General features: G+C 38.5%; 22 protein-coding genes and 1 rRNA gene. 9 read left to right on the top strand and 14 right to left on the bottom strand.

What is annotated here, in order from left to right:
• Positions 1-114: 114 nt before the first annotated feature.
• The 3 genes from rnr to secG form a co-directional block, all read right to left on the bottom strand.
• Positions 115-2,655, bottom strand: a complete 2,541-nt coding sequence (rnr, locus tag B1B04_RS10365; RefSeq protein WP_079561396.1) for a ribonuclease R — start codon at positions 2,653-2,655, stop codon at positions 115-117.
• Between the two features lie 35 nt (positions 2,656-2,690).
• Positions 2,691-3,437 carry an alpha/beta hydrolase gene (locus B1B04_RS10360; protein WP_079561555.1) on the bottom strand — a complete coding sequence of 249 codons (747 nt, stop codon included), beginning with the start codon at positions 3,435-3,437 and terminating at the stop codon, positions 2,691-2,693.
• A 511-nt stretch (positions 3,438-3,948) separates the two neighbouring features.
• A complete protein-coding gene (secG, locus tag B1B04_RS10355; protein WP_079561395.1) occupies positions 3,949-4,176 on the bottom strand; it encodes a preprotein translocase subunit SecG in 228 nt (75 codons plus the stop codon).
• 440 nt (positions 4,177-4,616) lie between these two features.
• On the opposite strand from secG, the gene B1B04_RS10350 reads away from it, so the two are divergent.
• The 9 genes from B1B04_RS10350 (at position 4,617) to B1B04_RS10310 (ending at position 15,615) form a co-directional block, all read left to right on the top strand.
• A complete protein-coding gene (locus tag B1B04_RS10350) occupies positions 4,617-5,864 on the top strand; it encodes a transglutaminase domain-containing protein (RefSeq protein WP_094075093.1) in 1,248 nt (415 codons plus the stop codon).
• 175 nt (positions 5,865-6,039) lie between these two features.
• Positions 6,040-7,680, top strand: coding sequence for an alkaline phosphatase (locus B1B04_RS10345; RefSeq protein WP_079561394.1), 1,641 nt, complete (start codon positions 6,040-6,042; stop codon positions 7,678-7,680).
• Between the two features lie 1,471 nt (positions 7,681-9,151).
• Positions 9,152-9,289 carry a teichoic acid D-Ala incorporation-associated protein DltX gene (locus B1B04_RS10340; RefSeq protein WP_079561393.1) on the top strand — a complete coding sequence of 46 codons (138 nt, stop codon included), beginning with the start codon at positions 9,152-9,154 and terminating at the stop codon, positions 9,287-9,289.
• Positions 9,290-9,307: 18 nt separating this feature from the next.
• On the top strand, positions 9,308-10,780 hold the full coding sequence (dltA, locus tag B1B04_RS10335) for a D-alanine--poly(phosphoribitol) ligase subunit DltA (RefSeq protein WP_079561392.1): 1,473 nt from the start codon (positions 9,308-9,310) through the stop codon (positions 10,778-10,780).
• A complete protein-coding gene (dltB, locus tag B1B04_RS10330; RefSeq protein ID WP_079561391.1) occupies positions 10,777-11,940 on the top strand; it encodes a D-alanyl-lipoteichoic acid biosynthesis protein DltB in 1,164 nt (387 codons plus the stop codon). Before dltA ends, dltB begins: the two co-directional genes overlap by 4 nt.
• 62 nt (positions 11,941-12,002) lie before the next feature.
• Complete coding sequence (gene dltC / locus B1B04_RS10325) at positions 12,003-12,236, top strand: D-alanine--poly(phosphoribitol) ligase subunit 2 (RefSeq protein ID WP_079561390.1); 234 nt, start codon at positions 12,003-12,005, stop codon at positions 12,234-12,236.
• The gene (dltD, locus tag B1B04_RS10320; protein ID WP_079561389.1) at positions 12,233-13,408 is read left to right on the top strand and encodes a D-alanyl-lipoteichoic acid biosynthesis protein DltD; all 1,176 of its coding nucleotides are present in this window, start codon (positions 12,233-12,235) and stop codon (positions 13,406-13,408) included. Before dltC ends, dltD begins: the two co-directional genes overlap by 4 nt.
• Before the next feature lie 170 nt (positions 13,409-13,578).
• Positions 13,579-14,394, top strand: coding sequence for a MerR family transcriptional regulator (locus tag B1B04_RS10315; RefSeq protein ID WP_079561388.1), 816 nt, complete (start codon positions 13,579-13,581; stop codon positions 14,392-14,394).
• A 30-nt stretch (positions 14,395-14,424) separates the two neighbouring features.
• Entirely contained in the window at positions 14,425-15,615 is a 1,191-nt protein-coding gene (locus tag B1B04_RS10310; protein WP_079561387.1) for an MFS transporter, read from the top strand.
• A 65-nt stretch (positions 15,616-15,680) separates the two neighbouring features.
• Here B1B04_RS10310 and B1B04_RS10305 read toward each other — a convergent pair whose 3' ends face one another.
• The 11 genes from B1B04_RS10305 to rrf form a co-directional block, all read right to left on the bottom strand.
• The gene (locus tag B1B04_RS10305; protein WP_079561386.1) at positions 15,681-16,205 is read right to left on the bottom strand and encodes a DinB family protein; all 525 of its coding nucleotides are present in this window, start codon (positions 16,203-16,205) and stop codon (positions 15,681-15,683) included.
• A 181-nt stretch (positions 16,206-16,386) separates the two neighbouring features.
• Positions 16,387-16,803, bottom strand: a complete 417-nt coding sequence (locus tag B1B04_RS10300) for a GNAT family N-acetyltransferase (protein WP_079561385.1) — start codon at positions 16,801-16,803, stop codon at positions 16,387-16,389.
• A gap of 16 nt (positions 16,804-16,819) precedes the next feature.
• On the bottom strand, positions 16,820-17,344 hold the full coding sequence (locus B1B04_RS10295; protein ID WP_079561384.1) for a GNAT family N-acetyltransferase: 525 nt from the start codon (positions 17,342-17,344) through the stop codon (positions 16,820-16,822).
• 255 nt (positions 17,345-17,599) lie between these two features.
• Positions 17,600-18,892 (bottom strand): phosphopyruvate hydratase, encoded by a 1,293-nt coding sequence (gene eno / locus B1B04_RS10290; protein ID WP_079561383.1) that lies wholly within the window; start codon positions 18,890-18,892, stop codon positions 17,600-17,602.
• 2 nt (positions 18,893-18,894) lie between these two features.
• Positions 18,895-20,436 carry a 2,3-bisphosphoglycerate-independent phosphoglycerate mutase gene (gene gpmI / locus B1B04_RS10285; RefSeq protein WP_079561382.1) on the bottom strand — a complete coding sequence of 514 codons (1,542 nt, stop codon included), beginning with the start codon at positions 20,434-20,436 and terminating at the stop codon, positions 18,895-18,897.
• The gene (tpiA, locus tag B1B04_RS10280) at positions 20,429-21,190 is read right to left on the bottom strand and encodes a triose-phosphate isomerase (protein ID WP_079561381.1); all 762 of its coding nucleotides are present in this window, start codon (positions 21,188-21,190) and stop codon (positions 20,429-20,431) included. Before tpiA ends, gpmI begins: the two co-directional genes overlap by 8 nt.
• A gap of 31 nt (positions 21,191-21,221) precedes the next feature.
• On the bottom strand, positions 21,222-22,406 hold the full coding sequence (locus B1B04_RS10275) for a phosphoglycerate kinase (RefSeq protein WP_079561380.1): 1,185 nt from the start codon (positions 22,404-22,406) through the stop codon (positions 21,222-21,224).
• 482 nt (positions 22,407-22,888) lie between these two features.
• Positions 22,889-23,905, bottom strand: coding sequence for a type I glyceraldehyde-3-phosphate dehydrogenase (gap, locus tag B1B04_RS10270; protein WP_079561379.1), 1,017 nt, complete (start codon positions 23,903-23,905; stop codon positions 22,889-22,891).
• A 124-nt stretch (positions 23,906-24,029) separates the two neighbouring features.
• A complete protein-coding gene (locus B1B04_RS10265; protein WP_079561378.1) occupies positions 24,030-25,061 on the bottom strand; it encodes a sugar-binding transcriptional regulator in 1,032 nt (343 codons plus the stop codon).
• A 521-nt stretch (positions 25,062-25,582) separates the two neighbouring features.
• Positions 25,583-25,705, bottom strand: coding sequence for a hypothetical protein (locus B1B04_RS26425; protein WP_263297453.1), 123 nt, complete (start codon positions 25,703-25,705; stop codon positions 25,583-25,585).
• 379 nt (positions 25,706-26,084) lie between these two features.
• Positions 26,085-26,200 (bottom strand): 5S ribosomal RNA (rrf, locus tag B1B04_RS10260).
• Positions 26,201-26,311: the final 111 nt, after the last annotated feature.

Here is a 26,311-nt window from a genome sequence, read left to right as displayed (position 1 = left end):
TATTCACCTCTACTTAAAGGTTGAGCAGGATCGCCTGCTTTTATTGATAAAGTGAAAGCACCCCGCTTCAAATTGCTTTAAAGCACTAATGGTGCCTTCACCTATACTTTTACTTTATTTACGTTTTGTTTTTTTCTTTTTGTTTTTCTTGGCGACGCCCTCGTAGAACTTTTGCTTTTGCTTCACGCCTTTTTTAGGGCCTGGGCTTGAGTTTGAGCCATCTTTGCGGCGTCCTCGTGGATCACGGTCGTTTTCACGTCGCTCTCCTTGTCCGCCTCGGCCTTCTTCGTTACGACCACTGCGGCTACCACGTCCGCCTCTTTCTTCTTCGTTGCGACCACCGCGGCTGCCACGTCCGCCTCTTTCTTCTTCGTTGCGACCACTGCGGCTGCCACGTCCGCCTCTTTCTTCTTCGCGACCACCTCTGCGGCTATTACGACCACCTTTGTTGTCGCTATAGTTTTTACGTGCGTGAATGACAGTAGGTGCTGCTTTTCGTGTTCGTCCAAACGACGTTACCATTCCGACGATTTCAAAGTCAACAGATGACTCCTCAATAATAACATTTGCTACACGGACTGTAACTTCATCACCAATACGGAATTGACGATTTGTACGCTCACCGATCATAATCATTTGACGGTCGTCAAAACGATAGTAGTCATCTGTCATATTGCTAATATGGACAAGTCCTTCAATCGTGTTAGGAAGCTCCACGAAAATCCCGAAGTTTGTAATCGACGAAACGATTCCTTCAAACTCTTCACCAATTTTATCGGACATGTATTGTGCTTTTTTCAGTGCGTCTGTATCACGTTCTGCATCAACAGCACGGCGCTCACGTTCTGACGTATGGTCCGCAATTTCATCCATCGCCATACTCCACTGTGCCACTGTTTCTTTTGATGTATCTTTATTAATTAAATACGTTCGAATTAAACGATGGACAATTAAGTCCGGATAACGTCGAATCGGTGACGTAAAGTGTGTATAAAAATCAGTTGATAAACCAAAGTGGCCTAAACTTTCAGGATAATATTTTGCCTGTTGCATCGAGCGTAGTAGCATCGTTGAAATAACAGGCTCCTCTGGCATACCTTCGATAGCTTTTAATACATCTTGTAAAGCTTTCGGATGAATTGTGTTTCCTGTACCTTTGATTAAAATACCGAAGTTCGTAACAAATTCAAAGAAGCGTTGTAGCTTTTCTGGCTTTGGATCTTCGTGAATACGGTAAAGGAACGGTATATTCATCCAATGGAAATGCTCCGCTACCGTTTCATTAGCTGCTAGCATGAAATCTTCAATTAATTTCTCTGCGACAGTACGTTCACGTAATTCAATATCTACTGGCCAGCCATCTTCGTCCACGATCACTTTTGATTCTTTAAAGTCAAAATCAATGGCACCACGCGTTTGACGTTTATTACGTAAAATGTTAGACAGCTCTGCCATATGTTTAAACATTGGCACTAGTGGCTCATAGCGGGCAATTAGCTCTGCGTCTTGCTCCTCTAAAATTTTATAAACGTCCTTATACGTCATACGCTCAGTTGTTTTAATGACACTTTGGAATATTTCATGTGATACTACATTACCATTTCCATCAATAATCATTTCACAAGATAGTACTAGACGGTCAACTTGTGGATTTAATGAACAGATTCCATTCGATAATCGGTGTGGAATCATTGGGATAACGCGGTCTGTTAAATATACACTTGTCGCACGATCATAAGCTTCAACATCTATTACAGAGCCTTGTGTTACATAATAACTAACATCTGCAATATGTACGCCAAGTTTATAAGTACCATCTACATTTTTCGTTACGGTTACAGCATCATCCAAGTCCTTCGCATCCGCTCCATCGATTGTCACAATCGTTTCGTGGCGTAAATCACGGCGACCTTCTAAATCGGCCTCTGTAATTTCATCTGGCACGCGTTGCGCAGCAGCAACTACTTCTTCTGGGAATTCAGGTGGAATGTCGTGCTTATATAAAATAGATAGAATATCCACACCTGGGTCATTTTTGTGGCCTAAAATTTTCGTAATATAGCCTGTTGCTGATTTTAAATCCTCTGGCCAAGTAGCTACCTCAACGACAACCTTGTGTCCGTCGACAGCCCCTAATGTATCGCCTTTAGCAATGAAAATGTCCATCGGTAGTTTTTTATCATCTAACACAACAAAGCCGAAGCCTCGATTTGCTTGGAACGTTCCAACAAAGCTCGTTTGCCCACGTTCCACTACCTTTGTTATAGTTCCTTCACGGCGATCACCGAATGATTCCTTTAACACACGGATTAACACCGTATCGCCATTAATCGCACCATTTATTTCATGTGGTGGAATGAAAACATCGTCCATTCCCTCAATATCAGGTGCCACAAAGCCGAAGCCTTTCGCATGTCCGATAAATTTACCTCGAAGTAAATTCATACGCTCTGGCAGGCCATAACGATTGGAGCGAGAACGTACAACTAAGCCCTGCCCCTCCATACGTACTAACGTTTTTACTAATTCTTTAAATTCGTCAGCATCCTCAAAGCCGAATAAATCCTCGATTTCGCCAACTGTTAATGGCTTATATTCTTCTCCACCGAAAAAATCGAGTAAACGACTTTGTAGGGTATCTTTTTGGTCTTTCATAATTTCCCTCCTTCATGAGAAAATCCTTATATGTTTTATTGTGCCCAATTTAAGCTTTCTAAAAAGCAATAAATATCTTCATGTAACTGATCTTTTTCTTGATCTAACGTAATAACATGTTTTGAGTTTTCATACCACTTGATCTGTTTTTCAAGTGACTCAGTTTGATTATATATAATGTTGGCAGATTCTGTCTCAATTACCTCATCATTTGTCGCTTGCACGACAAAAATTGGTGCATAAATCATGTCAATTTCCTGACGTGTCCGAGCAATAAACTCTCGCAACTCTTGTAAAGATGGCATGCCCTTTTCAGCAATTAACGCAACCTCAGCTTCGATTTGCGCCTCATCTTTACCTTGGAACTTTTTGTAGTCCCTCGCATATTTCAGGACACCTTCAAACATGACATCCGTTGTACGCATCGTCATCGGAGCACACATAGTCACTAACCCTTTCACTGGGTTATTCAGCGCAACGTTCAAAGCCATGACACCACCCAATGACAAGCCAGCAACCGCAATTTCCTGATAGCCCGCTTCCTGTAACTGTTTGTACGCGGCTACGACATCCTGCCACCAATCAGCAGGACCTGTTGTAATAAGTTCCTCAGGTTCCACACCGTGACCTTTATAATGAGGTGCTAATGTAGTATACCCTTTTTTCTCTAAAAATCTACCAAGCATGCGCACATCCGCCGAGCTTCCCGTAAACCCATGCAATAATAAAACTGCTCGAGGTCCTGCTTGAAAGAAAAAAGGCTGTGATAACGATTTTTTCATGTCGAGCTCTCCTTCATCCAAATACATACTTATTCTTATTATAGCCATACTGAAGCTTCCTCAAAAGTTTTGGGGTCTGTTTCTTCAAGTTGCTATATGGGAATCCTCGGCAAACGTGCGGTGGATTTCGTGATTCGCGAGGATTTGCCCTGCTTCCGCGGGTATTCACCTTGATTCCGCGGATATTTACCCTGCTTCCGCTGGTATTTGCCCTACTTCCGCGGGTATTCGCTCTGCTTCCGCGGGTATTCACCTTGCTTTCGCGGGTATTCGCCTTGCTTTCGCGGGTATTCGCCTTGCTTTCGCGGGTATTCGCCTTACTTCCGCGGGTATTTACCCTGCTTTCGCGGGTATTGCTTTGCTTCGCGGGTATTCGCCTTGCTTCCGCGGGTATTTCCCTACTCCGCGCGAGTATTCACTTTACAGTCCTAACAATGTATCGACGTTCAAAAAATTTGAACTATAAAAGAAAACGCCCAACCAGTAAGGTTAGGCGAAATATCTTCAACTATTAGATTTTTGTAATAGCAATTGCTAAAACAAAGAATAATATTGCTAACACAATTGTTGTACGGTGAAGGATTAGATCCATACCGCGTGCTTTTTGCTTTCCGAATAGTTGTTCAGCTCCACCCGAGATGGCACCTGACAAGCCTGCACTTTTACTAGATTGAAGTAATACTACAACGATCAACGCTATTGAAACGATAACTAATGAAACTAATACTACTGTATGCATACACTGCACCTCCCGAACTTCGAACATCACAACATATCACATTATAACAAAAAAAGGTTCTCTTGACAAACTGAGATTAATAATTGCCATTTTTCGCCCTATATCGGCTAGTTTTACCAAAATATAGCACACCACACTCTCACCATCTTACCCTATAATAGTTAAAATAGAAGTCATCTCTAAAATCTAGGAATATATCCATTATTTAAGGTCGTTAATGTGAAACTGGGTAACTCCTTGGAGGTCAGCAGTATAAAAGCATCACGTCCTGTGATAATGCTTTTGTGACCAACCTCGTGTCGCTGCCGCTACGTTAACACTACACTTTTTCACAGAAAACATTTGTTGCCCCAAGCGGTTCATCCGACGCCCCCAGTCGGAACGGAAATCAATCCACGTTTTAGTCATGACCCAAAAATATAATTATAATGGGAGGAATTATGAAAAAGAGTATATTGCTGATTTTTTTACTTATTCTATTAAGCACGCTTAGCGCTTGTTCAGCTGCTATCAAGGTCGCCGAAGTACTATTACAAGATGAACTTGAATCAGAAGAAGAAGAAAGCTCTATGGACCCAAAGGAGCTTGCTAATAAAGCCCCATCAGCCGAGTATTCTGCTGAAGACCTTTTTTCTACAACATTATTCAAGGAAGATCCTGCTATGCTGCAGTTTTCAAAAAAAATTGAAAAACATATTTCATCGTTCGACCCAAACTTTACAGTTATGTATAGAGGAAAATTAGATTGGGATACATTTGAAGAACAAATTAATGATCTTTATAACATACTTAATTTTGTTAATCCTTATACAACAGGCTATATTCAAGATTACAACTGGGAAGCATGGGAAGTAGATAATGGTTACGAGGTAGAGTTTGACTTTACATATATAACAGATGCTAAGAAAGAAAAGAAAGTTGATGCTTATGTTCAGGACTTTGCTAAGAAGTTTATTACAGATGACATGGATGATTTTCATCGAGCTAAAGCCGTTAATGACTTTGTCGTACAACTAGCCACTTATACTGAAAAAGGTGATTCACAAGGGCAAGCGGTTTATGAATTAATTAGTAAAGAAACTGGTGTTTGCCAAGCTTATACACTATTAGCCTATCGTTTATTTTTAGCTACAGGTCTTGATGCTAAATATGTATATGGTTATAGCGATAATCAGCTTCACGCATGGAATTTAGTCAGTGTTAATGGTGATTGGTATCATATTGATACAACTTGGAATGATATCACTCCTAGTGAACCTTATGCTATTTCCTACGCATATTTTTTAGTGAATGACGAGAAACTAAGTGAAGACCATATATGGGCAAATGAAAACTATTTTGCTGCTACAAGCAACACGTACGATTTCATGCATGATATGTGGTACACAGATACTATTGGAAATGTTATTTATTATAATAGCTTGGACGATGACATGGTATACGCCTATGACTTAGCAACAAAGCAAAATAGGCAAGTTACAGAAACAGCCTGCTACTACTTGGCGGCTTTTGAAGATGCTATTTATTGCAGTGATTATGATAATGCCGGCTTTTTAACGAAAATATTTATAAACGATGGTTCAGAAGAAGTGTTATTAGAGGAAGAGGTTTTAAACTTGTTCGTTGATGATAAAGGGGTATTATTTTACGAAACCATTGACGGTGAAAAACATTCACAAACTTTATAGCAAATTCTAGAATCTGCAAGCTTCCATCAATGGATAGTAAGCAGATTCTATTTTCCCCTTTAGTGCTCATCATTATATATTTAACAATCCCCCCACAATTCATAACAATAATTTCATCCTAGCTTTACAAACTTCCTTTACACTTACTTGTGAATTGACCAAAAGGAGGAAAATCATGAAAGTCTCAAAAAAATGGAGTTCATTATTTTTAGCAAGCGCTATTGCTTTATCGTCGATTAGTATCGCTCAGCCGCAAGTACAAGCAGCCGAAGTGAAGAAACCAACAAATGTGATTATGCTCGTGATGGATGGTAGTAGTAATAATGCAGTTACCCTTTCTCGTTGGTACAAAGGGCAAAGCTTGGCTATGGATGAAATTTTATCAGGGGCAGTACGTACATACTCTGCCGATTCAGCTATTACTGACTCAGCCCCTGCCGCTACTGCGTTAGCAACTGGTCATAAATCAAATGATAAATTTGTAGGTGTGCTACCAGCCGTTATTAATTCGCCAGGGCTAGAGCCAATTGCTAAAGAAGATGCTTATAGACCTGTAGCTAATGTGTTAGAAGGCGCTAAGCAACAAGGCAAGGCAACTGGATTGATTTCTACTTCAGAAATTCAGCATGCTACACCAGCTGGCTTTTCTGCACATGTGAAAAATAGAAGCCAATACGATGACATTGCTGAGCAGCAAGTTTATCAAAACATAGATGTCGTGTTAGGTGGTGGCTTAGAGTCTCTGGCACCGGGCACTACTAAAAATGCTCGTAAAGATGGCGAGCATTTAGTGGATGTCTTAAAAGAAAAAAATTATGACATTGTTAAGACTCGTGATGAGCTTTTCAAAAGTAAATCGTCAAAAATTTGGGGAAGTTTTGCTCCAAGTGATCTTGCCTACGATTTAGATCGTGCTACAACAAGAGCATCTGAGCCTACACTCGCTGAGATGACAAATAAAGCGATTAATACGCTTAAAAAGGATGAAGATGGTTTCTTCTTATTTGTAGAAGGCAGTAAGGTGGATTGGGCGGCACACGCAAATGACACGGTCGGTATCATTAGTGATATTTTATCGTTTGATGCTGCAGTCAAAGAAGCCGTTGATTTTGCAAAAAAAGATGGCAATACAATGGTCATTGCTGTTACAGACCACGGCAATAGTGGGATTACAATGGGTAATGTTAACACGACAAGCACTTATTCCTACACACCTGTATCTGCTTATATCGATCCTCTGAAGAAGGCTAAAATGACAATCGAAGGTGCATTGAGCCAATTAAAAGAAGACAAATCGAATATTGTAGAAGTTGCTGCACTTTATGGCTTAGATAATCTATCTGAGAATGAGCTTGCAACTTTAAAATCGACTAAAGATTTAGGCAAAGAAATGGTGAAAATGCTTGCGAATCGCGCCAATATTGGTTATACAACTGGTGGGCACACGGGTGAGGATGTATTCTTATACTCATTCGGACCATCTAAAATTACAGGCCTTGTCGAAAATACGGATTTAGCACATACGATGGCAAAGTTTATGGGCTTCGATTTAAATAAGCTTTCAGATGATTTATATATACCTGCAACAAAAGCGTTCACAGAAAAAGGCTACACTTCTAAAATTGACTTAAGTGATAAAGAAAACCCTAAGTTTATTGCACAAAAAAAGAATGTAACCATCACAATCCCAGTTAATAAGAACACAGTACTATACGAACAAGACAAAACCGCAAAAACACATACGTTTGACACAATCAATGTCTACAACGGCACAGACTTTTACGTTTCCAAAAAAGTATTAAAGCTTCTCAAATAAAGTGAAACTTTAATCAGTGGTGGGTTCTTATCCACCACTGATTATTAGTCTTCACCAATCGGGCTTTTACGGGCAGTTTCTATATATATTTTGAGGTGAAACCCTTTGTATCTTACTTCGTTTTGATACAGATAAATTACTGCCCGTTAAAGCGGGATAAAGTGAAACTTAATCAGTGACGGGCTCTTTATCCATCGCTGATTATTAGTCTTCACCAATCGGGCTTTTACGGGCAGTTTCTCTCTCTATTTTGAGGCGAGACCCTTTGTATCTTGCTTCGTTTTGATACAGAAAAAATTACTGCCCGTTAAAGCGGGATAAAGTGAAACTTAATCAGTGATGGGCTCTTTATCCATCGCTGATTTTTAGTCTTTACCAATCGGGCTTTTATGGGCAGTTTCTCTCTATACTTTAAGGCGAAACCCTTTGTATCTTGCTTCGTTTTGATACAGAAAAAATTACTGCCCGTTAAAGCGGGATAAAGTGAAACTTAATCAGTGATGGGCTCTTTATCCATCGCTGATTTTTAGTCTTCACCAATCGGGCTTTTACGAGCCGTTTCTCTCTCTATTTTGAGGCGAGACCCTTTGTATCTTGCTTCGTTTTGATACAGAAAAAATTACTGCCCGTTAAAGCGGGATAAAGTGAAACTTTAATCAGTGGTGGGTTCTTATCCACCACTGATTATTAGTTTTCACCAATCGGGCTTCTACAGGCAGTTTCTCTCTATATATTTTGAGGCGATACGCTTTGACCTTGCTTCGCTTTGATACAGATAAAATTACTGCCCGATAAAACGGGCCAACAACAAAGTGCTATCAAAGTTGAGGTGCTCAACTAATGATGGCGCTTTTGTTGTTGCTCAAATATGCCTTTACAACAGTCTTCGTGAGATTCTTGATCCTTCATATGTTTGGCTTGTGGCTTCATTTTTCGTGGTAACTCTTCATATTTTATACCAACATTTTTCATCAAATTTACTTTGATTTTACTTTCATTGATTATGCTTAATGTAACGAATTAAACAACTTCCATTTTCGTTTTGATTGTCGCCAACCGACATTCATCTCCGGCTTATTCATTAGTTGGGAGTCTTCTGTCGGAAAATGATGAAAATATTTCCGAATGTTCTGTCACGAAATTTAAGGATTTCTTAAGTACAAATGAAGCGGAAAATCAGCGATAATGAATAAGGATCACGTTTAGAAAAATTCAAGTTGCGGTGAATCAAAAATCACTTTCTTCCATAATAATAGTCATGATTTCCGAAACCTTAATTTTACCTTAAATTAATCTTATGATTTCATGAATAAACAGGAATTTAGCAACAATTTTCTCTACAATCCGTCAAATCAGTGTTAAAAATTGAATTAAGGTAAAAATAATTTAGAAATAACTTGAAAAAATATCAATTTATTTAGTATATTTACAAAGTTACAATCTTTTTTCATTTTTAATTGGAGGTGGACTAATGCAATCCATTAAAAATAATGAGCTTTTTCGTTTTATAGGCTTTACGTTATTTTATTTCATGATTTTAGTGCTCTTGTTTCTTATTCATGGCTTCCATGATATGAACGCAGGACCATTTATATATACGGAATTTTAAGAAAAGGAGATATAAACTATGTTAAGCATTTTAGAGGCTATTCAAAAAGTGGCACAACAGCATCCACATCGCACTGCCTATCAAACCGACAGTGATTCCTTAACGTTTGGTGAGCTTTGGCATTTGTCTGATTGTGTAGCACAATATTTAATGGCTCTTGATTTAAAAAGACAACAACCTATCGTCGTCTATGGGCATATGTCACCTTTACAAATCGTTGCCTTTTTAGGTGCGGTAAAGGCGGGTCATCCGTACGTGCCTGTTGACTCTTCCACACCGTCTGAAAGGTTACAGATTATTATAGAAGCTTCTGAGGCTTGCTTGCTACTAAAAACTGAAACGTTAAGTTTGAACTTACATGTCCCTGTAGTAGAAGTAAGCGATTTAGTAGCTCAACCTACTAGCATTTCGACTGAGCCTTCAACATGGGTTAAGGATCAAGAAATTTATTATATTATTTACACATCTGGTTCTACTGGTAAACCAAAAGGTGTTCAAATTACAGCTGATAATTTAGCGCATTTTGTCGCTTGGATGCATGAACATTTCCCTTTACAGGAATCTGGAGTGTTTCTAAATCAAGCGCCTTATTCCTTCGATTTATCTGTAATGGATTTATATCCTGCACTAGTAAGCGGGCAAACCCTTTACGCGATTAAACAAGAGCAAATTGCTAATCCAAAAGCGTTATTTGAGTCATTAGCTTCATCTAATGTTCGCGTTTGGACTTCCACACCTTCCTTCGCGAAGATCTGTTTAATGAACAAGGAGTGGAATCAAGCGTTAATGCCTTCTTTAGATACATTTTTATTCTGCGGAGAAGTGTTACCGGTATCCGTAGCTACGGAATTAATGCAGCGCTTCCCTCAAGCTTCTATTTTTAATTTATACGGTCCTACAGAAACAACTGTTGCCGTTTCTTATGTGGAAGTAACGAAGGAGCTTCTGGAGCAGTTTGACCAATTACCAATCGCCCCTATATCTGAGCCTAATCTATCCTTGTTAGAAGATAGCGAGATTATTATTTCTGGACCGACTGTAAGTGCAGGTTATCTTGGTGCGCCTGATTTAACACTTCAAGCGTTTCCTACAATAGGGGATCAACGTATTTATAAAACTGGAGACGTTGGTTATGAAAAAGATGGCTATCTGTTCTTCTCTGGTCGAAAAGATTTCCAGGTGAAGCTACACGGTTATCGTTTAGAAATTGAGGAAATTGAAAAACAAATGGGCAATCTTCCACCTGTATCTAGCTGTGTTATTATACCTGTTTCAAAAAATGGTGAGATTGTATCATTGAGTGCGTATATTGTGCTTCGCGAACCATTGACGGACTCTGCTTTCAAAATGACGAAGCAGCTTAAAGCATTGTTATCGGAGTATTTACCATCCTATATGATTCCGAAAACATTCAAATACATTGACACTTTACCTTTAAATACAAACGGTAAAGTTGATCGTAAAGGATTGGCGGTTATGGAAACAGTATGACGCCTTACGGAAATATAGTTTTTTTCATCATCATTGGTATTTTGTTGCTGCCAACAATTATTTTAGGACTGCGCGGGAAATCAGCTAAAGGCTATAATATCGTTATTTCGATCGTCGTTTTAGCTCTTATTTTTGGTAGCTCCCTTAACGGTTCCATTTCTCTTATACTGTTTACAGTATTTCAGTTATTATTAATTATCGGTTACCAAAAATATCGCTCCCAGAAGAATAACACTTCTGTATTCGTCATTGCTGTACTACTGTCCATTTTGCCACTTGTGCTTGTGAAGGTTCTGCCAATGCTTGGCCTTCAGAATTTATTTGGATTTTTAGGGGTATCCTATATTACTTTTAAATCAGTACAGATGATTTTAGAAACGCGAGATGGCTTAATTAAGGATAAAATCTCACCAGTTGAGCTTGCCTATTTCTTACTGTTCTTCCCAACAGTATCATCAGGACCTATTGATCGTTGGAGACGCTTTTATAAAGATATGCACACAGCGCCGTCTGGGCAAGACTATCAAAAGTTGCTGTTAAGCGGGATCAATTATATATTTGTAGGCTTTTTATATAAGTTTATTTTGGCTTATTTAATCTACAATTACACACTTATTTATTTACCAAGTCAAACGTATAACTATTTGACACCTTTCCAAGGGCAAATAGCGTATATGTATATGTATAGTTTTTATTTATTTTTCGATTTTGCGGGTTATAGTGCGTTTGCCGTTGGTGTCAGTCGCATTATGGGTGTTCAAACGCCTATTAACTTTAACCGTCCATTCTCGAGTCGCAATATTAAAGACTTTTGGAACCGTTGGCATATGAGTCTTTCCTTCTGGTTCAGGGATTATGTTTATATGCGTTTCGTGCTTTGGATGACAAAGAAAAAATGGATTAAAAACAAATATACAGTTTCTTATATCGGCTTCTTTTTACTGTTCTTTTTAATGGGGATTTGGCACGGATTAGAATTGCACTATGTTGTCTATGGACTCTACCATGCCCTGTTAATTATCAGCTTCGATAAATTTGAACGTTGGAATAAAAAGCGTAAGCTTTGGCCGAAAAATAAATGGACGCATGCAATTGGCGTATTTATTACTTTTAATGCCGTTTGCTTTGGTTTCTATATTTTCTCAGGAACATTATTTTAATTAACGGCTCTATTCATGTTTTTATGAATAACGCAGCCTAAACACTAAAGGAGATTTATACAATGGATAAACAACAAGTTTTAGAAATGCTAGTAGAGTTATGTGAGGATGAAATCGTTTTAGAAAATCCAGATATCGATTTATTTGAAGAAGGTCTTCTTGATTCATTCGGTACAATTAATTTATTAGTGGAAATTGAAAACCGCTTTAATATTTCTGTACCAATTACTGATTTCAACCGTGAGGAATGGAACACGCCAAATCGTATTGTAGCGGAATTAGCTGAAAGACAATGATTAAGAAAGGCTTTCTATCATTATTAATTGCTTTTGCTCTTTTTGCTGGCGTTATATTCTTCCCTAATTCCTGGATAGAAGCTTGGATTTCAGATGAAGATGTAGAGCAGGCAAAGACGAGTATGTCTCCGTTAGTATTCCAAGGAATGTATTTCCAAGAGCGGATGTTGCAGGAGCCTAGTACTATGCCTTTATATGGCTCTTCTGAATTAAATCGTTTTGACCCTTTCCACCCTTATAATTATGCTCGAGCTACAAATGCTCCGTATACGACATTTATGGTCGGGCGTGGTGGAATGCAGTCTATTACACACTTTTTAAATTTTGCTGCACAGGAAAAGAATTTAAAGGATAAGAAAATTGTCTTCATCATTTCTCCTCAATGGTTTACGAAAAAGGGAATGAATGAATTACATTTTTCTCCTAACTATTCGATGTTGCATGCTTATGATTTAGCATACAATAAAGACATTGACGAGGATCTTCGAAAACGAGGAATGGAACGCCTTCTTGCCTTCGATACAGTCAATCGCGATGATTTGCTAAAAACAATTTACGAATATAAAATATCTGGCGGTAAAGAAAAACCTATCATTGGACGACTTGCCATGATGGCAGGCCATGTCCAAAAGGCGCTTTTAGAGAAAAAAGATTTGTATTACTCTTTATTCCCTCGAGAGCCGCATAAATTAAAAAATAATGACAAGCTAGTTGTTGACCAAACATTTGAGCAACAACTTGAAAACGCCGAGAAATACGGCGAGAAACGTGTATCCAACGATTTAATGATTGAAAATAAGTTTTATAAACGACTTGTAAACGCGAATATTAAAAAGTTTCAAGGTATGCGCAAAAACGAAGATTATACAACCTCACCTGAATATGAGGATTTACAGCTAGTCATCGATGTTTTAAAGGACGCTGGTGCAAAGCCACTATTTGTTTCTATTCCAGTAAATGGTCATTGGTATGACTACACGGAATATCCTGAGGAGCGTCGACAAAAGTATTACGAAAAAATGGAGCAGATCTTGACTGATAATGATGTTCCATTTGTTGATTACTCAGACCATGACTATGATCCTTATTTCATTATGGATACGATTCATATCGCATGGAAGGGCTGGGTATATCTAGACCAAGAGCTAGATAAATACTGGGCAGAGCAATAAATCGTAGAGACAGTCTACAGTGTTAATCACTATAGGCTGTCTCTTTTTTTGTGGATTAAGCAATACGTACCCTCTTCTAACAAATCTTCTGTATTTCCCTTGACTCTCCCCTTAGCTGGACAGATATACTCATAAAAGCAACAGGATAAAAAAGTATTGGAGATGATTCGATGTTTAAAATTAGCGAGTTTTCAAAACTTAGCCAAGTATCTGTAAAGACATTACGTTACTACGACCAATTAAATTTGCTGAAGCCTGCTTATACTGACAAATTTTCAGGATATCGGTATTACTCAGCTGACCAAATGTTTCAAATCCATCGTATATTAGCGTTCAAAGAATTGGGGTTCTCCTTGGAGCAAATTCGTCAAATGCAGGGAGAGAATATCTCTCTTGATCAAATTAGAGGGATGTTCAGAGTGAAGCAAAATGAGATTCAATCCATTTTAGATGTTGAAAACGCTAGAATGGCTCGAATTAAGGAAAGTCTGTGTACTATCGAGAATGAGGAAAAAAATGTAGTTTCACTTGATGTCGTTCTAAAAGAAGTTCAGCCACAACTCGTATTGTCTTATCGTAAAAAAGCATCATTTAGAGAAATCCCTGAGATGTTCCAACTGTTGGATGATTATTTAGGGTCCTTTGGGCATTCTTCTTTGTCCCAATTGGTTCTTTGGCATGGCTGTGAAGAGTGTGAGGATGCTATTGATATAGAGGTAGCTCGTCCGTTAACGCTCGATATACCAAGTCATCCTCTCTTTACAGTAAAAAGATTGCCAGAAGCTCCGATGATGGCCACGCTTGTTCATCATTGCTCCACAACTAGCCGATGCACCGCAAGTACGGAACTAGCATTATGGATTGAACGAAATGGCTATCGCTTAAAGGACAATGAGCCTCGCCGTGAAATCTGCATTCCTCATGAAAAATTAGACGATCCTGAATCTTACGTTGCAGAGGTTCAGATTGCTGTTGAAAGAGCTTAGTTTTGAAAAGGTAAGGAAGGAGGTATCGCTTTGACTAAGCAGCAGAAATTTTTGACTTTAAATTTATTTTTATTGACCTTTGTCCTTGGAACGAGTGAATTTGTCATTGTCGGGCTATTATCCGAAGTGTCAACCGACTTAAAAATCTCCATCTCTACAGCTGGCGCTCTTGTATCGACTTTTGCCATATCTTTTGCAATCGGTACGCCGATTTTAACAGCAATATCCAGCCGATTCTCAAAGTATCCACTCATGCTCACATTAATCGTACTATTTATTGCAGGTAATATTTTATCCGCTTTATCGGCAACGTATGGGCTACTTATTATTTCGAGAATACTTACTGCTGTTGTGACAGGGGTTTTAATTGCACTTGCAATGGCTGTTGCTAGCGAGGTAATGCCAACTGAAAAGAGAGGACCTGTTATTTCAATCATCTTTACAGGTTTTACTATAGCTAGTGTAATTGGAGTGCCGATTGGTACCTTTATTGGACAATTAGGTGGCTGGCGGATAACCTTTTGGTTTACCGCTCTATTAGGGATTATTTCGTTAATTGCTAGCTCAACTACAGTACCTAAAGGGCTAACAGGAGCAAAAAGCTCTTTAAAGAAACAAATTGGCTTATTAATTAATTTGCGTATTATCATAGCGTTTTTTATTCCAGCTTTGAGTATTGGAGCTACATATACCGTATACACTTATTTAACCCCTTTGTTGCTTGACGTACTAGTTGTCCCGGGAAGATATATTAGTCTAGTATTCTTGCTTTATGGGGTAGTATCAATCTTTAGTACGATAATAGGTGGAAAATTGGTGACACGTAATGGAATCGGCAAGCTTCGATATATATTTCTTATACAAGCAATGATTCTTGGGCTATTTTATTTTTCTTCAAATTCCATTGTTTTAGGACTGTTGAACATATCTTTTATAGCCCTTATTGTTTATACAATGAACTCTACCATGCAATTGTATTTTATTGATTTGGCGGATAAGCACTATCCAGCTGCGAGAGATTTAGCTTCATCTCTAACTCCTGTCTCTGTAAACGTTGGTATTGCACTTGGATCAGCTCTTGGGGGTTTTGTCACAACGAATATGAAGCTTATTGATGTATCTTGGTTAGGAGGAATTGTCGCAATCTTTGCCTCATTGCTAACATTTATCAGCTATCATTTAGACCAAAAAACTTCTTTTCAAACGAAGGGCAATGTTTAACAAAAGTAAGCCCTCCTTTAGAACGATGAAGGAAGGTTTACTTTTGTATGATTTCAGCCCATCTCTCAATTCCTTTTCAATATGCCTAAGTATTCACTCCACGGCCCGACATCTGTTGTATATCGATTGGCCATTACTCGAACAATTTGAGCTATATGTGTTAAATCATGAACAACCCAAGTAGAAAGTAATTCTCTTACTTTTACTACGCCAAAATCAGGATGGTACCCTTTCCATTCTAGATGCAAAGGCTTAAGTTGAGTCTGAAGCTTGTTTATATTTAAAGCTCTAATCCCTTTAAAGTCCAATAATGCTTGTTTAATAGAATCTTTATTTTCTTTGTGTAAGTGAGCATATCGATCAAATGAAGGAAATGCCTTCCCTTCACCTTCCTTAAGGATAAATTCTAACCGTGGCATCCAGTTATTTTTCTCTCCCTCAATCAGATGGTCTATCACTTCATAAGCATTCCATGTTCCTTCCGCTCCATTGCATTGCAGCCATCCATCTGATAATCCAGTCAAAAAATGCTCCAAAGTTTGCGGTGTACGCTCCAGTATTTCAATAGCTTCCTTCATATTAAAATTCATGCTCCCGCTCCCTCCCAATGAAATAAATACTATCAAGGTTTAGGTTTTGATCCTCCCAACCAAATAATACAACATAAATAAGGATACGGAAGGTTGAATTAAACTACCCCCCTAATAGTGACACTTTAAAAAAAGTGAACCTATTAGGGGGTCAGTTCTAAACGAAAGAAACTAAGTTCTTTTATTCAAATATCATAACCCAATATTTTTCCTTTTCCCCTTCTTCGTTTACCTTCTTCCAACCATTCTTCTCATAAAATTTCAACGCCATATGATTTTCGGATACACATTTTAATCTTAATGGTTTATTCATTTTTTTTATGGAGGCATTCAGTAAGTGACCCCCTATTCCTTTTCCAAAGTAATTTGGATTAATAAATAAATTATGAATAAAGTTATCTGGCAAGTATAATGAAGCAAATCCAAGTAGATGATTATCCTCTTCCGCTACAATTATATGCTCTCCTATAGTATCTTTATCAAAATCGTCTAAAGTCATTTCTTCTAATGCGGCCCAATGGAAATTTTTACGACGCGATTCCAAATAAATTCTTCTTAATTCCGGGTAATCTAATTCATTCGCTTCTCTAATATTCACATGCTCACCTTTGCTTTCATAATATCTTCGAGTGACTATTGAACGAAAAAAGTCTAAGGTCTTCAGAATCATTGGAAAGTTGAACCAATCCTTCAAACTGTAAGCCAATTTTTTCGAGTAACTTGCCTGAAGCATGATTATCTTGAGTTGTGATAGCTACAACACGATTTAGTCCTAGTGTATCTAGACCATATGCTAATGTCGCTGATGCTGCTTCATAGGCGTACCCTTTTCCCCAATACTTAGGAAGAAAAGCGAAACCAATATCCACATCTTCTAGCGACTCTCTTTTAACAAAACCACAAATTCCTAACGGGCTTTGATCTTCTTTTCTTTCAACTAAATAAAAACAAAAGCCAGATTGCTCATACGTACGAATTGCTCCATTCACTATATATTCACGCGCATCCTCTACTGTTCTTACACCGCGATCACCAATGAACTCTAGCCATGAAGGATCATTCACGAGCTCAAGGATAAAATCTGCATCCTCTGTTGTTTGTAGACGAAGGGTAAGCCGTTCTGTTTCAATAACTTTCATAATTTCACTCTCCTCTTAGTATAGTATTCTACATTTTCTAAGCTTTTCCCCTATATGTAATGTATGTTTTACTAACGAATTAAATATATAATAATAGACTAACTATTGCACTTGCATAGCCTTTCCTCTGTTCTATTGGGGATCCGATCACTTTTCCAAAAGCCGCCATCTGTAAACCGCCCAAGCAATAAAAAATCGCCTCAAAAGTATTTTCATACCTTTGAGGCGATACCAGTAAAGCTACTAAGGAATAGCTTATTTTAAGTTATAGAATGAATTTAAACCAAGATACTCAGCTGTTGAACCAAGTTGATCTTCGATGCGAAGAAGTTGGTTGTATTTAGCTACGCGGTCTGTACGTGATGGAGCACCTGTTTTAATTTGACCAGCGTTTGTAGCAACTGCGATATCAGCAATTGTTGCATCCTCAGATTCACCAGAACGGTGTGAGATAACTGCTGTGTAACCAGCGCGTTTTGCCATTTCGATCGCTTCAAATGTTTCTGTTAACGTACCGATTTGGTTAACTTTGATAAGGATTGCATTACCAACACCTTGCTCAATACCAGCCGCTAATTTTTTCGTATTTGTTACGAATAGATCGTCACCTACTAATTGTACGCGAGCGCCAATGCGGTCTGTTAATAATTTGTGTCCTGCCCAGTCGTTTTCGTCTAAGCCATCTTCAATTGAGATGATTGGGTATTTAGCAGTTAACTCTTCGTACCAGTCAACCATTTCTTCAGAAGTTTTGACAACACCTTCACCCTCTAAGTGATATTTGCCATCTTCTTTATTGAATAATTCAGATGAAGCAACGTCCATTGCAAGTTTCACTTCTTCACCTGCTTTATAGCCAGCTTTTTCGATTGCTTCTAAAATTACAGTAATTGCTTCTTCGTTAGAACCAAGGTTTGGTGCAAAACCACCTTCATCACCTACAGCTGTATTATAGCCTTTCGCTTTAAGTACTGCTTTTAAGCTGTGGAAGATTTCAGCACCCATACGTAATGCATGACGGAATGATTCTGCTCCTACAGGCATTACCATGAATTCTTGAATGTCTACGTTGTTATCAGCGTGAGCGCCACCATTGATGATGTTCATCATTGGTACTGGTAGTTGTTTTGCGTTAAACCCACCAAGATATTGATAAAGAGGTACATCTAAATAATCTGCCGCAGCATGTGCAACTGCCATTGATACACCTAGAATAGCGTTGGCACCTAACTTACCTTTGTTTTCTGTGCCATCTAGCTCGATTAAAGCTTTGTCGATGACTACTTGATCAAGAACTGAGTAGTTACCTTCTAGCTCTTGAGCAATAATTGTGTTTACATTTTCAACTGCTTTTAATACACCTTTGCCTAGGTAACGTGAATTGTCACCGTCGCGTAATTCTACTGCCTCATATTCACCTGTAGATGCACCTGATGGTACGATAGAGCGTCCAAAAGCGCCTGATTCTGTAAATACTTCAACTTCTACTGTTGGGTTCCCACGTGAGTCTAAAACTTCGCGCGCATAAATCTGTGTAATAAATGGCATAATTAATTCTCCTCTTTTTCAATTAATGATTGACCTGTCATTTCAGAAGGTTGTGACACCTCTAATAATTCTAACATGGTTGGCGCCAAATCGGCTAAAATGCCACCATTTCTTAACATTGAATTTGGTTTTGTCACAATTACTGGAACAGGATTTGTTGTATGAGCTGTCATTGGAGCCCCTTCTAAAGTAAGTACTTCATCAGAGTTACCATGGTCAGCTGTAATAATAGCTGCGCCACCTTTTGCAAGGAGTGCATCTACTACTTTCCCAAGACATTCATCGACTGTTTCAATGGCCTTGATTGTTGGCTCTAACATTCCGCTATGCCCAACCATGTCAGGGTTAGCGAAATTAAGAATAATGCCATCAAATTTATCGGCCTCAATCTCTGCAAGCAATGCTTCTGTTACCTCATAGGCACTCATTTCAGGTTTTAAATCGTATGTTGCAACCTTTGGAGATGCAATTAAAATACGTTCTTCCCCGTCAAATTTATCCTCACGACCACCACTCATAAAGAATGTAACATGCGGATACTTTTCTGTTTCTGCAATACGAAGCTGTGTTTTACCATTAGAAGCTAACACTTCACCAATCGTATTTTTCAAGTTGTCGCTTTCATACGCAACTTGTGCATTTACTTCATCACTATAATGTGTGAAAGATACAAATTTTAAATTCTTTGGATGTTTAGCTGATATTGCAAAGCCATCAAATTCATCATTTGTAAACACTTTAGATAGTTGAATTGCACGGTCAGGGCGGAAATTGAAGAAAATAACTGCGTCATTATCGTCAATCGTTGCCACTTCTTCACCATGCTCTTGAACGCTAAATGGAATAACAAACTCATCTGTTACATCACGTTCATATGATTCAGCTACACCACTTGTTGCACTATCGGCTGTTTGACCAACACCATCAACTAGTACATTGTACGTAAGGGCTACACGATCCCATCGTTTATCACGATCCATCGCATAATAACGACCATGAATGGAAGCGAATTGACCTACGCCAATTTCCTCCATTTGTTTTTCAGTTTCTTTAATATAGTCTAAAGCTGTTGTCGGTCCAACATCACGACCATCTAAGAAACCATGTACAAAGACTTTGTCTAAGCCTTGTTGCTTTGCAAGCTTTAATAGTGCAAACATATGCTCATAGTGACTATGTACGCCACCATCTGATAGTAAGCCCATAATATGAAGCTTAGATTGATGTGCTTTCACATGTGCCATTGCATCCAAAAATGCTTGATTCGTAAAGAAATCTCCATCACGAATTGATTTGTTTAAGCGTGTTAAGCTTTGATAGACAATACGTCCAGCTCCGATATTCAGGTGTCCAACTTCAGAGTTCCCCATTTGACCATCGGGTAACCCCACCGCTTCACCTGCTGCCGTTAATGTTGAGTGCGAGAACTCATTCCAAAAACGATCGAAATTAGGTTTGTTTGCCTGCGCTACTGCATTTCCGAACGTTTCATCACGGAATGCAAAGCCGTCTAAAATAATTAATGCTACTGGCTTTTTAGGCATTTGCTGCCGCCTCCAATAATTTTAAATATGAATCTGGTTGTAGGCTTGCACCACCAACTAAAGCGCCATCGATATGCTCTTTTGATAATAATTCCTGAATGTTTTCAGGCTTTACGCTACCGCCATATTGAATACGTACAGCAGCGGCCGTTTCAGCATTATATAATTCCTTAATTACTGCACGAATTGCACCGCATACTTGGTTAGCATCTTCTGCTGTAGCTGTTTTACCTGTACCAATTGCCCAAATAGGCTCGTAGGCAATTACCATATGCTCTACTTCTTGTGCCCCAAATCCAGCAAGTGCAGCTGTAATTTGATGAGCAACCTTTTGCTCAGTAGTTCCCGCTTCACGTTCCTCAAGCGTTTCTCCACAGCAAATAATTGGTACGATATTATGTGCAAGTGCTGCAGCAACCTTTTTATTGATGGCTTCATCTGTTTCGTTATAATATTCACGTCGTTCAGAATGTCCTAAAATAACATAGTCTACTTCCACACTTGCTAACTGAGCTGGACTAACTTCTCCAGTAAAGGCACCTTCGTTTTCATAGTGCATCGTTTGTGCACCAATAGCTAACTCAGATTCACTCGCAATTTGCACAAGCGTAGGTAGGTAAAGTGCTGGTGCACAAACAACAGCGTCTACTTTATCGTTTGAAGGAATTTTGTCCTGTACCGCATCGACAAACTGAATAGCCTCTTCAAATGTTTTATACATTTTCCAGTTACCTGCAATAATTGGTTTACGCATTGTTTTTGCCTCCTATATGTTTTATTCCGTTTTACTTATCGTTTAATGCCACAATTCCCGGAAGTTCTTTCCCTTCCATCAATTCAAGTGATGCACCACCACCTGTAGAAATATGGTCCATTTTATCGGCAACTTCAAATTTTTCCACTGCTGCTGCAGAATCCCCGCCACCGATTACTGTATAACCAGTTGTTGTTGCCATAGCTTCCGCTACAGTTTTTGTACCATTCGCAAATTTATCCATTTCAAAGACACCCATTGGTCCATTCCAAATGATTAATTTAGAATCTTTAATAACTTCTGCATATTTAGCAGCCGTTTTCGGACCAATATCTAAGCCCATCCAATCTGCTGGAATAGCGTCTACACCAACAATTTTTGTTTCAGCATCTTTTGAAAATTCGTTTGCGACAACTGCATCGATTGGCATATGTAATTGCACGCCTTTTGCCTTTGCCTTTTCAATAAAGGATTTTGCTAAGTCGATTTTATCTTCCTCTAATAAAGATTTACCGATATCATAGCCTTGCGCTTTAATGAATGTGAATGATAAACCGCCACCGATAATTAAGTGATCTACTTTTTCTAATAAGCTTTCAATTACACCGATTTTGTCTTTTACTTTGGCACCACCGATAATGGCTGTAAATGGATGCTCTGGCTTAGATAATGCTTTACCTAGCACATCTAATTCCTTTTGCATAAGGAAACCAGATACTGCCGGTACATGTTTAGCAATTCCTTCAGTTGACGCGTGTGCACGGTGAGCTGCGCCAAACGCATCATTAACGTAAACGTCCGCTAATTTTGCAAATTGCTCTGCTAATGCAGCATCATTTTTCTCTTCACCAGCGTGGAAGCGCACATTTTCAAGTAGCATAATGTCACCATTTTGCATATTTGCAACAGCTTCTTCTACTTTATCACCAATTGACTCATCTAATTTAGTAACAGGCTTACCCATTAATTCCGCTAAACGTACACCTACTGCAGTTAAGCGCATATCCTCTTTTACTTCACCCTTTGGACGTCCTAAATGAGAGGCTAAAATGACTTTGGCACCTTGCTCCACTAAATATTCAATTGTAGGGATTGCTGCTCGGATACGTGTTTCGTCAGTAATCGCACCATCTGCCATCGGTACATTAAAATCTACACGTACAAATACGCGCTTCCCTTTTACATCAATATCTTTCATCGTCTTCTTATTTAACATGAAGAAACCCCCTTCAAAGTTTAAGTCGTGAAGTTCCTGGATTCACCCATCTTGGCTCCTCACATCATTCACGTAACTGTTTTATTGTTCCATCAACACATAAAGTTATAACAAGCCTTTTCAGCTAGTATCATCCAAACCTTTAATGAAATACTCTTTATCACACCTATCACCAAAAGTTAGACATGACATTTGTTAAAATATGTACTCAAGGAGTCGCCCAGTCGGAACGGACATCAACCCACATTATGGAGAGTACCCTTTACTTGCCTTTATAGTAGCAAAAGTCACGTTCTATGTCTTGCAATTGCATAACCTGCACGTCGATTTTATATTACGTATAAAAAAGGAGTAAGGGTAAATTTCCCTTACTCCATTACCCTTGTATATTATATCTGTTAGATATTATAAAGGCTATACTTTTTGTGCGCAAAAAGCAGTATTATGTCACACTTTTTACTTTAGTTATCGAATTATGACACTTATTTATTGTTAAATCCTTTTTCTGCGATATATAAAGCTAAGTCCATTAAACGAGTAGAGTAACCAATTTCGTTATCATACCATGCTAGAACCTTTACCATACTATTTTCTAATACCATTGTAGAAAGACCATCTACAGTTGAAGAGTTATGGTTACCATTGTAGTCAATTGACACTAATGGTAGCTCGTTGTATCCTAAAATACCTTTAAGCTCTTTTTCTGAAGCTTCTTTTAATGTAGCATTAATGGATTCTTTTGTTACTTCTGATTTTAGCTCCACTACTAAGTCAACACATGACACGTTTGGTGTTGGTACACGCATAGAGAAGCCGTCTAATTTACCTTTTAATTGAGGTAATACTTTTGAAACTGCTACTGCTGCCCCTGTTGTTGTTGGAATCATTGACACTGCACCAGCACGTGCGCGACGTGGATCAGAGTGCGGGAAGTCAAGGATACGTTGATCGTTTGTATATGAGTGAATTGTCGTCATCATACCACGTTCAATACCAAATTTTTCATCAAGTATTTTTGCAACTGGCGCTAGACAGTTTGTTGTACAAGAAGCGTTTGAAATAACATCATCTGTTTCAGGGTTATAATCTTCATGGTTAACACCCATTACAAACGTTGGCATATCGCCCTTCGCTGGAGCTGAAAGGATAGCTTTTTTTGCACCTGCTTGAACGTGTTTTCCTACTTCTTCCATCGAGCGGAATCTACCTGTACATTCAAGTACTACATCAACACCTAGTTCACCCCAAGGTAAATTAGCAGGATCTTTTTCTGCATACACGTTAATTTTCTTTCCATTTACTACGAAAGAATCGCCTTCTGCATAAACATCAGCATCGTAGATACCGTGTACTGAATCATAAGTTAATAAGTGTGCAAGTTGACCTGCATCTGTTAGATCATTTACTGCAACCACTTCGATTTCATCGTGTTTCATAGCTTCACGAAATACTAATCGTCCAATACGTCCAAATCCGTTAATCGCTAATTTTAATGCCATTGTCAATTCCTCCAATATTGTTTAAATAATTTATTTTTGCCTCGGACATTTATAATATCCGCAATTGGCTTTATTCTCATTCAAAGGTTTTTAACACCCGCTTAAATACGAGTTCCTTAGTCATTTATAAAGAAGGTAAACCTTCAGCAATCGCTTTTGCGGCTACCTCATCCGTTATAAAAATGGTTTGCTTTGGTGCAACCTTAAAGTACGATAGCATTGCCTTCACTTTTTGTTTACCAGCAGCAACTGCTATAACTTGCTTACTTCTTTGAACTTGCTCAAACTGAATACCGATTGTTCGAATTCGATGTACAATTTCGCCTTCTGCATTGAAATAATAGCCAAATGCTTCACTAACTGCACCCTTTTCTTCGAGTATCCGTAAATCTTCAGCCGATGAATTGCGACGAACAGCCATTTCCTCTGCCGAGCCAATACCATGGATAACACAATCTGCATGATCATAATAATTCATCATTTCAGTTACCATTGGCTCTGTTAACATTGCTTGATAGGCCTGCTCACTTAAATGTTCCGGTAAAAACAACGTGCGATACTGTGCATTCATCTGCATGGCAAATGTTGAGACAAGTGTATTGGCTTGCATTTGCATTTCATGTCCAATACCACCACGAGCAGCAACAAATTTGATGTTGTGTGTATCAGCTGGATGTAAAAATTGCGCAAGTGATGCAACCGACTTTCCACCTGTAACAGCTACTGTTTGACCATCAAAGCTAGTTGCCATAAATTGTTGTGCTGCCTCTTTTCCAAGCAATGTTAATATCGTATCGTCTTCATTGTAATCACCTGGAACAACAATTACATGCTGTAAGCCAAAATGGTTTTCCAGTAATTTAGCTAGCTGTGTCAGACCAGACCATTCATAAACTAGTGCTCGTAGCTTATCAATAACTGCTTCACCTTCGTCTGTACATACCATACCCGACTTTTGAGAATCTAATAACCCTTGCTCACGTAAAATATCCGTTTCTTTACGAATTTCTCGTTCGGTCATTTTAAGTGAATCTGCAAGTGTTCGACGCCCAATTGGCTGCATAAGCTGAACTGTTTGCAAAATACGATATCTCGATTGTAGAAGCGGATACATTTCTGGAAGTAGCCTTTGCTGTGCCTCAGGTACAGATAACATATTAACCTACTCCCTTTTTAATAGTCGTGGGTTACTTTTTGTCCCACTATATAAAATTATGTCCCACTTACAACTTTATTATAATACGCTTTAAAATAAAGAGCAAGTAAATGCTATGTATTGGCATTGAAAATTTTTTTAAGCATAGTGGCCTAATTACGCCTGTGTTGGCCTTCATTGGAATGTGGGGTTCTTTAATGGCTTCGGCATATCGAAGGGGTGATTTCAGTTCTAGGCTACTCGCTTTGCTTTCGCGCAGATAAAACATTTGCTGCCGCTACGTTGGCACTACGCTTTCGCACAAAAAACATTCGCTCCGTGAAGGGTCTCGCCTGTCTCGCTTTCCCACGGGAGCTGAATAGCCTTCCACTCCAATCAGCAATAGTGTAGAATTTTTATAAATTTATCCCGCGTAACAGTGCGGTAAGATCGTGAAATCAAACTAGATCTCTAACCATTTTGTTTTTCTACATAATAAAAACCCGTAACCAAATTTTCATGGTTACGAGTTTTTTGTTAGCTTATTTTGTGAAAGATAAAATTGCGTTTTTCTTAAATCCGCCTAAAGCTTTTGTTGCTTCATTTTTATTTGTGTATTCAAAAATACGAACGTCCTTTTTCTCAAATACTGTAATAACCCACATTGTAAAATCTCCCTTCAAATATACGTTTTTGTATTATAACAACCACTAAAAATGTGATTCTTTTGATAAACTGTTTTATAACAACTTCTTACTGATTCCTATTCTACTCCTTTTTATAAAAAAATAAAGCCTAATGTGAAGGTCTTCACAAACTGTTCAAATTCTAAACGTTTTCATTGAACAATTTGTGAATTGTGGATATTACCGCTAAAAATTTGGGTAAAGTAGAAATTCATCTACTCCTTACGTGTTACGACCCCACTTTCATCGCCTGAAGACTATATAATTGGCAGGAACCATAATAATATTGTTTGGATTAATATTTACTAAAATCTGCAAATAAAAAAAGCCGAGGAATAAATCCTCGACTTTTTAAGGTGCCTAGCGACGTCCTACTCTCACAGGGGGAAGCCCCCAACTACCATCGGCGCTAAAGAGCTTAACTTCCGTGTTCGGTATGGGAACGGGTGTGACCTCTTTGCCATCATCACTAGACATATGAAAGAAATTGTTCTTTCAAAACTGGATAAACGGTGCATTGAATGTTTCAAACATTTTGGTTAAGTCCTCGATCGATTAGTATTCGTCAGCTCCATGTGTCACCAC

Origin of the sequence: Lysinibacillus sp. KCTC 33748, assembly GCF_002237755.1 — a bacterium.
GTDB lineage: Bacteria > Bacillota > Bacilli > Bacillales_A > Planococcaceae > Lysinibacillus.
Note: the sequence above shows the minus strand (reverse complement) of the source record. Positions and strands in the feature narration are given on the sequence as shown.

Bases quoted from the DNA above. Each gene is read 5' to 3' on its own strand.
- rnr (WP_079561396.1), bottom strand. From the start codon at position 2,655: ATGAAAGACCAAAAAGATACCCTACAAAGTCGTTTACTCGATTTTTTC.
- B1B04_RS10360 (WP_079561555.1), bottom strand. From the start codon at position 3,437: ATGAAAAAATCGTTATCACAGCCTTTTTTCTTTCAAGCAGGACCTCGA.
- secG (WP_079561395.1), bottom strand. From the start codon at position 4,176: ATGCATACAGTAGTATTAGTTTCATTAGTTATCGTTTCAATAGCGTTG.
- B1B04_RS10350 (WP_094075093.1), top strand. From the start codon at position 4,617: ATGAAAAAGAGTATATTGCTGATTTTTTTACTTATTCTATTAAGCACG.
- B1B04_RS10345 (WP_079561394.1), top strand. From the start codon at position 6,040: ATGAAAGTCTCAAAAAAATGGAGTTCATTATTTTTAGCAAGCGCTATT.
- B1B04_RS10340 (WP_079561393.1), top strand. From the start codon at position 9,152: ATGCAATCCATTAAAAATAATGAGCTTTTTCGTTTTATAGGCTTTACG.
- dltA (WP_079561392.1), top strand. From the start codon at position 9,308: ATGTTAAGCATTTTAGAGGCTATTCAAAAAGTGGCACAACAGCATCCA.
- dltB (WP_079561391.1), top strand. From the start codon at position 10,777: ATGACGCCTTACGGAAATATAGTTTTTTTCATCATCATTGGTATTTTG.
- dltC (WP_079561390.1), top strand. From the start codon at position 12,003: ATGGATAAACAACAAGTTTTAGAAATGCTAGTAGAGTTATGTGAGGAT.
- dltD (WP_079561389.1), top strand. From the start codon at position 12,233: ATGATTAAGAAAGGCTTTCTATCATTATTAATTGCTTTTGCTCTTTTT.
- B1B04_RS10315 (WP_079561388.1), top strand. From the start codon at position 13,579: ATGTTTAAAATTAGCGAGTTTTCAAAACTTAGCCAAGTATCTGTAAAG.
- B1B04_RS10305 (WP_079561386.1), bottom strand. From the start codon at position 16,205: ATGAATTTTAATATGAAGGAAGCTATTGAAATACTGGAGCGTACACCG.
- B1B04_RS10295 (WP_079561384.1), bottom strand. From the start codon at position 17,344: ATGAAAGTTATTGAAACAGAACGGCTTACCCTTCGTCTACAAACAACA.
- eno (WP_079561383.1), bottom strand. From the start codon at position 18,892: ATGCCATTTATTACACAGATTTATGCGCGCGAAGTTTTAGACTCACGT.
- gpmI (WP_079561382.1), bottom strand. From the start codon at position 20,436: ATGCCTAAAAAGCCAGTAGCATTAATTATTTTAGACGGCTTTGCATTC.
- tpiA (WP_079561381.1), bottom strand. From the start codon at position 21,190: ATGCGTAAACCAATTATTGCAGGTAACTGGAAAATGTATAAAACATTT.
- B1B04_RS10275 (WP_079561380.1), bottom strand. From the start codon at position 22,406: ATGTTAAATAAGAAGACGATGAAAGATATTGATGTAAAAGGGAAGCGC.
- gap (WP_079561379.1), bottom strand. From the start codon at position 23,905: ATGGCATTAAAATTAGCGATTAACGGATTTGGACGTATTGGACGATTA.
- B1B04_RS10265 (WP_079561378.1), bottom strand. From the start codon at position 25,061: ATGTTATCTGTACCTGAGGCACAGCAAAGGCTACTTCCAGAAATGTAT.
- B1B04_RS26425 (WP_263297453.1), bottom strand. From the start codon at position 25,705: ATGTGGGTTATTACAGTATTTGAGAAAAAGGACGTTCGTATTTTTGAA.